This window comes from Flavobacterium helocola (assembly GCF_038289885.1).
GTDB lineage: Bacteria > Bacteroidota > Bacteroidia > Flavobacteriales > Flavobacteriaceae > Flavobacterium > Flavobacterium cheniae.
The window spans coordinates 291,723-298,566 of sequence record NZ_JBBYHT010000005.1 but is presented as its reverse complement, the minus strand read 5'-3'; the positions used below and the strand labels follow the sequence as shown (position 1 = coordinate 298,566).

At 36.0% G+C, this 6,844-nt stretch carries 4 protein-coding genes; all 4 read right to left on the bottom strand.

The annotated features are described in order from the left end of the window. A partial coding sequence (locus tag AAEO58_RS11680) for a beta strand repeat-containing protein (protein WP_341683553.1) occupies positions 1-3,352 on the bottom strand: 3,352 nt, incomplete at its 3' end. Positions 3,353-3,473: 121 nt separating this feature from the next. Beyond that, positions 3,474-3,998 carry a DUF4136 domain-containing protein gene (locus AAEO58_RS11675; protein WP_341683552.1) on the bottom strand — a complete coding sequence of 175 codons (525 nt, stop codon included), beginning with the start codon at positions 3,996-3,998 and terminating at the stop codon, positions 3,474-3,476. A gap of 68 nt (positions 3,999-4,066) precedes the next feature. Continuing rightward, complete coding sequence (locus AAEO58_RS11670; RefSeq protein ID WP_341683551.1) at positions 4,067-6,043, bottom strand: urocanate hydratase; 1,977 nt, start codon at positions 6,041-6,043, stop codon at positions 4,067-4,069. A gap of 466 nt (positions 6,044-6,509) precedes the next feature. Continuing rightward, complete coding sequence (locus AAEO58_RS11665; RefSeq protein ID WP_341683550.1) at positions 6,510-6,689, bottom strand: C1orf53 family protein; 180 nt, start codon at positions 6,687-6,689, stop codon at positions 6,510-6,512. Positions 6,690-6,844: the final 155 nt, after the last annotated feature.

Genomic DNA, 6,844 nt, shown 5'->3' with positions numbered 1-6,844 from the left:
CTGATACGGTAACACTCTCAATCACTGGATTAGGATTAACCGTGATTAAAATAGTTCTTGGTGCTCCATCACATCCATTAGCTCTTGGAATAATTACCATCGTAATAGTTCCAATATTCTCAGGATCTGTTAATGTAGCAATTTGGTTGATATTGGTCTCGTTACCACTAGTTACATAAGAACCTGTGATATTAGATATCGTAGCGCTCCAAGTGTAAGTTGTATTTATAACATCACTAGTTAGAACAATATCAGTAGAACTTCCTGAACAAATATTAGAACTGAAAGCTACATTTGTTATTGTTGGACTAGGAGTAATTTGTATTGTCATTTGTGTGTTTAAAGCACATTGTCCCGAATTTGGTGTAAACGTATAAGTATCTGTAGCACTATTATTAAATGCAGGTGACCAAGTTCCAGTAATACCATTATTTGATGTTGTTGGTAATGGAGAAGTAGTTGTTCCAGCACAAATTGGTAATACTTGTGTAAAAACAGGAGCTATTCCATTTGTAAGTGTTAAAACGCCTGATAAATTCTGAGAACCACAACCTCCATTAGTGGTAATGGTGTAAGTATAAGGAGTTCCTATAATTCCTGTTGGTATTCCGCTTATTGTAATAAAATTTCCTGATATTGTATGACTAACTCCAGCTGGTAAACCAGTAATTGTGTATCCTGTAGCTCCGTTTCCAATGGTATAATTTATAGGAACTATAGTAGTGTTGGCACAAACAATTTGATTTGTTGTACTAATTGCTGAAGTTAGTGCTAAAGTAGCAGCTGGATTTACGGTTATAGTTCCATTAAGAGATATAGTTCCACAAGAGCCTCCTGAAGTACTTATGGTATAGTTAAAAGGTGAACCTGTCGTTGTAGTTGGAGTTCCGCTAATAGTTACCGTATTTCCAGAAACAATTGAACTCACGCCAGTTGGTAAACCTGTAACATTTATTCCAGTTGCACTTCCACCAAAAGTATAAGATATCGCATTAATGGAAGTATTTACACAAACAGATTGATTTGTAGTAGCTGCTGTTGAGTTTAGAACTAAAGTTGGATTTGAATTTACCGTGATAGTTCCACCAAGAGTAGCTGTTCCGCATGAACCTCCAATGGTTGTAATAGTATAAGAAAATGGCGAACCAGTTGTTGTAGATGGTGTTCCAGTAATAGTTACATTATTTCCCGAAGTTGTAAAGTTGACACCAGTTGGTAAACCTGTTACGGTTACTCCAGTTGCTCCATTTCCAAAAGTATAAGTTATAGGAATTATAGTAGTGTTGGTACAAACAATTTGATTTGTTGTGCTAATTGCTGAAGTTAGTACTAAAGTAGCAGCTGGATTTACGGTTATAGTTCCATTAAGAGATATAGTTCCACAAGAGCCTCCTGAAGTACTTATGGTATAGTTAAAAGGTGAACCTGTCGTTGTAGTTGGAGTTCCGCTAATAGTTACCGTATTTCCAGAAACAATTGAACTCACGCCAGTTGGTAAACCTGTAACATTTATTCCAGTTGCACTTCCACCAAAAGTATAAGATATCGGATTAATAGAAGTATTTACACAAACAGATTGATTTGTAGTTGCCGTTGTTGAGTTTAGAACTAAAGTTGGATTTGAATTTACCGTGATAGTTCCACCAAGAGTAGCTGTTCCGCATGAACCTCCAATGGTTGTAATAGTATAAGAAAATGGCGAACCAATTGTTGTAGATGGTGTTCCAGTAATAGTTACATTATTTCCCGAAGTTGTAAAGTTTACTCCAGTTGGTAAACCTGTTACAGTTACTCCAGTTGCTCCATTTCCAAAAGTATAGGTAATAGGAGTTATGTTGGTGTTAATACATGTTGATTGCGTATTTGTTCCAGTTGCCGAAGTTAAAGCAAGTGTTGGGGTTGGACAAGATGTAGAACAATTTACAGTTTGTGATGGAACGCAAGAAACTCCATTTGCTGTTAACGTGAAAATTACGGTTTGTCCAGGTGTCAATCCGGTTACTGTAAAATTGGATGGGGAAATATGTGTTCCTGTAATAGGGGTTCCGCCATCAATAGTGTAACTGTAAGTAAAACTACTTTGTCCCACGTTACTAAAATCAAATGCTAAGGATGTTGGAGTTGAGTTTCCGGTATCACAAAATAAATTTAATGAACCATTATTGCTAACAGTCATAGTTCCGTTTGTAGTAACATTTCCACAAGAGCCTCCTGTGGTAGTAATACTATAATTGAAAGGAGAACCAGTTGTAGTAGTTGGTGTTCCACTAATGATAACATCGTTTCCAGAAATAATTGAACTAACACCAGCTGGTAAACCAGAAACATTTACTCCAGTTGCGCCACCACCAAATGTGTACGTTATGGTTGAAATAGAAGCGCCTAAACAAACACTTTGTGTATTCGAACCAGAAGCTAATGTAAGACTTGGTCCGCCAACATTAATAATGATGTTGTCTGTAATTGTAGCTAAACAGGAATTAGTTGCTGATAAAGTTAAGGTTATTGAACTACCACTTGTTGCGCTAAGAGGTACAGTGTAAGTAGTGGTTAAATTATTTGGGTTTGAAAAACTACCAGAAGCTGCTGTCCAGGTAACACTTGTTTGACCCTGAGCAGTTCCTGTTAAATTGATAATTTGTCCAGGACATGCTGGAATTGGTGTAGTTCCAGCTTCAACTGTGAATGGAGGAATAGGGGCAGTGCATCCATTATTGACATAAGAAGCGGTTCCAGAAGCAGTGAAATTTACAGTAGAACCATTTAAGTCGGATACAGAACCTCCAACTGCACCAAAAATATTTACTAAGTTGGCTCTTTGATATGTCACAGAGTCAGAACACCCACCACCAAAAGTAACAGCTAAAGTTCGAGTGGCTGGAGTTGCATTATAGTTTCCGAAATGACCTGCATTTGGAGCAGCAGGGGTATTTTGAAATATCATGTAAATGGTTGAAGTTAACGCTCCAAAAGAATTCAAAGTTGTATCTAAATTAGGGCTTGTAACTACAACTACAGTTGAGTTAGCTGGAAGAACGCCTCCAGTTGGTTCTAAAATTTGACCACATCCACCAGCGGCAAGTATGTCAGCATTTAATTGAGCTACTTTACCAGCAGTGGTAGCATTTTGAACTAATCCAAGCCAAGCTTGAGCTGGCCAGTTAATACTTAATGTGCTGGTGTTTAATGGTGTTCCTCCAATTCTCATTCGAAACATCTCATTGTATGCTTCATCTGTAGTATTATCACACGCATCTACTAAAATACTCTCAATTTCAAAGCATTGTGAAAAACTTTGATTTGAAAACAAAAACAAACTTATAGATAAAGTTAAAACCTTAAAAAAATTCATGCTGTAAAAAGCTTCATTTGAAAAGCGGGTGCAAAGTTACAAAAACAACTAACGACTAATATTATGTAAGCATTAATATTATAAAAAAAGGCGTAAATTTTATTTTACGCCTTTATAAATATTACTTTGGAGGATATTGCTCTAATATTTTTGAAACAAACTCTTTAATTCGAGCATCTTTTTTGTCAGTATTTTTGGTTAAATAACCACTTCCTTCGCCTTGCCAAACTAATTCTTTGGTTTTGGCATCAATGATGTCTATGAAGAGAGTTCCTTCAGGGGTTGTAGTTACACTTGTAAAACCTCCGCCCATTCCCCACCATGGATTCCAGCCCCAGCCCCAGCCAAATCCCATGTTGTTGTTAATATCAACACGTTCTCTTTCTTTGGTGAAGATACTAATCAAAACATCTGGATTTTCAGATTTGGTAAAGCCTTTGGTTGCCATTACTTCTTCTATCGAATATAAAATTCTCTTTTTATCTAAATCTGAAATTTCAGCTTTATCAATTCCGCTTTTTAAATAAGCATATGTTTTGTAGTTGGTAAAAGTTGCTTTTTTATCATAATCAGCATTCACTCTTACTGAACTACAAGAAGCAAGAGTTGCTATAAAAAGAATCGAAAGTAATTTTAATGTTTTCATAAATACAGGTTTTTAAAGTTTAAGGCTTCAAGTTTTAAAGTTGATTTCCTTTTACTTTAAACTTGAAATTATAACAATGATTCATCTACTATATTAGGGATGGTAATTTTCAATAAAGGTTGCGTCTCCATGGCTCTTTTTATTGCAAAAATTGCTCCTTCATTTCTTGCCCAACTTCTTCTTGAAATTCCGTTGTTTACATCCCAGAAAAGCATTGACTCTAAGCGTCTTGATGCTTCTTTACTACCATCAAGAACCATACCAAAACCTCCATTAATTACTTCGCCCCAACCAACGCCACCGCCATTGTGAATAGAAACCCAAGTTGCGCCTCGGAAGCTATCTCCAATTACGTTTTGAATGGCCATATCAGCTGTAAAACGAGAACCATCATAAATATTTGAAGTTTCGCGATAAGGTGAATCGGTTCCTGAAACATCGTGATGATCTCTTCCTAAAATTACGTAGCCGATTTCACCACGAGCAATTGCTTGATTGAATGCTTCTGCGATTTTGATTCTTCCTTCGGCATCAGCATATAAAATACGAGCTTGAGAACCAACTACTAATTTGTTTTCCTGTGCCCCTTTAATCCATTGGATGTTATCGGCCATTTGTTGTTGGATTTCTTCTGGAGAGTTTTTCATCATTGCTTCTAAAACGTCACAAGCAATTTTATCTGTTTTAGCTAAATCTTCTGGATTTCCTGAAGCACAAACCCAACGGAATGGTCCAAAACCATAATCGAAACACATTGGACCCATAATATCTTGCACGTAACTTGGATATTTGAAATCGATATGATTTTCTGCCATAATATCTGCTCCAGCACGAGAAGCTTCTAACAAAAAGGCATTTCCGTAATCAAAGAAATAGGTTCCTTTTGCAGTGTGCTTGTTTATCGCTGCCGCATGACGACGTAAAGTTTTTTGAACTTCTTCTTTGAATTTTTCTGGATTATTAGCCATCATCTCATTCGATTCTTCAAAAGAAAAACCAGTAGGGTAGTAGCCACCAGCCCAAGGATTGTGTAAAGAAGTTTGGTCAGAACCTAAATCGATGTGTAAATTTTCTTGATCAAAACGTTCCCAAACATCTACTATATTTCCTAAATAAGCAATAGAAACTACTTCTTGATTTTCTAATGCTTTTCGAACTCTAGCAACAAGCAATGTTATATCTTCTACAATTTCGTTAATCCAACCTTGTGAATGACGAATGTGTGTGATTTTCGGATTTACTTCAGCACAAACGGTCACGCAACCTGCAATATTTCCGGCTTTTGGTTGAGCGCCACTCATTCCTCCTAGACCAGAAGTAACGAATAATCCTCCTTTTAGAGATTTTTTAATTTTTCTAAATCCGTTTAAAACGGTGATTGTTGTTCCGTGTACAATTCCTTGTGGACCAATGTACATATAACTTCCAGCCGTCATTTGTCCGTATTGTGAAACGCCTAAAGCATTCATCTTTTCCCAATCGTCTGGTTTGGAATAATTTGGAATCACCATTCCGTTAGTAACCACAACTCTTGGTGCGTCTTTATGCGATGGAAACAAGCCCATTGGATGACCCGAATACATGGCTAAAGTTTGCTCTTCAGTCATTTCTGCCAAATATTTCATGGTCAATAAATATTGAGCCCAATTGGAGAAAACAGCACCGTTGCCGCCATACGTAATTAGTTCGTGTGGATGTTGTGCTACAGCATAATCCAAATTGTTTTGAATCATCAACATAATCGCTTTTGCTTGTTCGCATTTTCCAGGATATTCTGAAATTGGTCTAGCATACATTTTGTAATCAGGTCGTAGGCGATACATGTAAATTCTACCATACGTTTCTAATTCAGCTTTAAATTCTGGGATTAATTCAGCATGATGTTTTGCATCAAAATAGCGAAGTGCATTTTTTAAAGCTAATTTTTTTTCTTCTTCAGAAAGAATTTCTTTTCTTTTAGGTGCGTGATTTATTTCAGTTTCATACGGTTTTGGATTTGGTAAAACCGATGGAATGCCTTGTAGTATTTGTTCTTGAAATGTCATTTTTTAGTGTATAGTTGTTGTTTGTTGAACGATATTGTCAAATCGAGCGGAGTCGAGATTGATGTAAATAAATAATTTGTTCTTGTCAAATCGAGCGCAGTCGAGATTCTTATAAATAATTAGTTAGTTTAATAATCAGTCAAAAACTATTCTTGAAAAGCCTTTTTGTTTGGCTAATTCGTTAAGTTTTTTCAGGCCTATTTAGGAAAACTAAGGATAACGAATGTCAGACCTGTGATAGGACTTGTGAATTTTGATTCGGTATTTGTATAGTTCTATATCCATTTTGTTTTTTATAATCCTAAACTCCAAAAAAAATGACTTCATCTCTCAGTCTAAGTCCCCTGGTCTCCAATTCTCCCCATCACCAAGTCCCCTCATCTCCAAGCCTCCTCGTCCCCAAGTCTCCTCGTCCCTCATTCTCTCATTGCCTTGTCAAATCGAGCGGAGTCGAGATTTTTTCTAATTATTTTTTCTTGGTGGTTCCAGTTTTTTTATCAAAACCATAAGGGCAATGTCTGCAACCACTTTTACAACAATAGCCTCTTTTTAGATGGTATTTTTCTGTGAAACACTTGTATCCTTCGGGTGTGTAATAGAAATCTTCACCTTCTTTTAAATTATTTGGATTTAATTCGTTATTCATATCGACAAATCGACTTAAAAATATTTATATTTATTTTTTACAAAAATAAATATTTTTAACCAAGATTACTTCTTTCCTTTGACTAAATAATATAGTAAAGAAGAAATTTAGCAACTTTGCATGAAATGATTGTACTAGTTTTTAAATATTTAATT

Excerpts from the sequence above, each read along its gene's own strand:
- AAEO58_RS11675 (WP_341683552.1), bottom strand. The coding sequence starts at position 3,998 with ATGAAAACATTAAAATTACTTTCGATTCTTTTTATAGCAACTCTTGCT.
- AAEO58_RS11670 (WP_341683551.1), bottom strand. The coding sequence starts at position 6,043 with ATGACATTTCAAGAACAAATACTACAAGGCATTCCATCGGTTTTACCA.
- AAEO58_RS11665 (WP_341683550.1), bottom strand. The coding sequence starts at position 6,689 with ATGAATAACGAATTAAATCCAAATAATTTAAAAGAAGGTGAAGATTTC.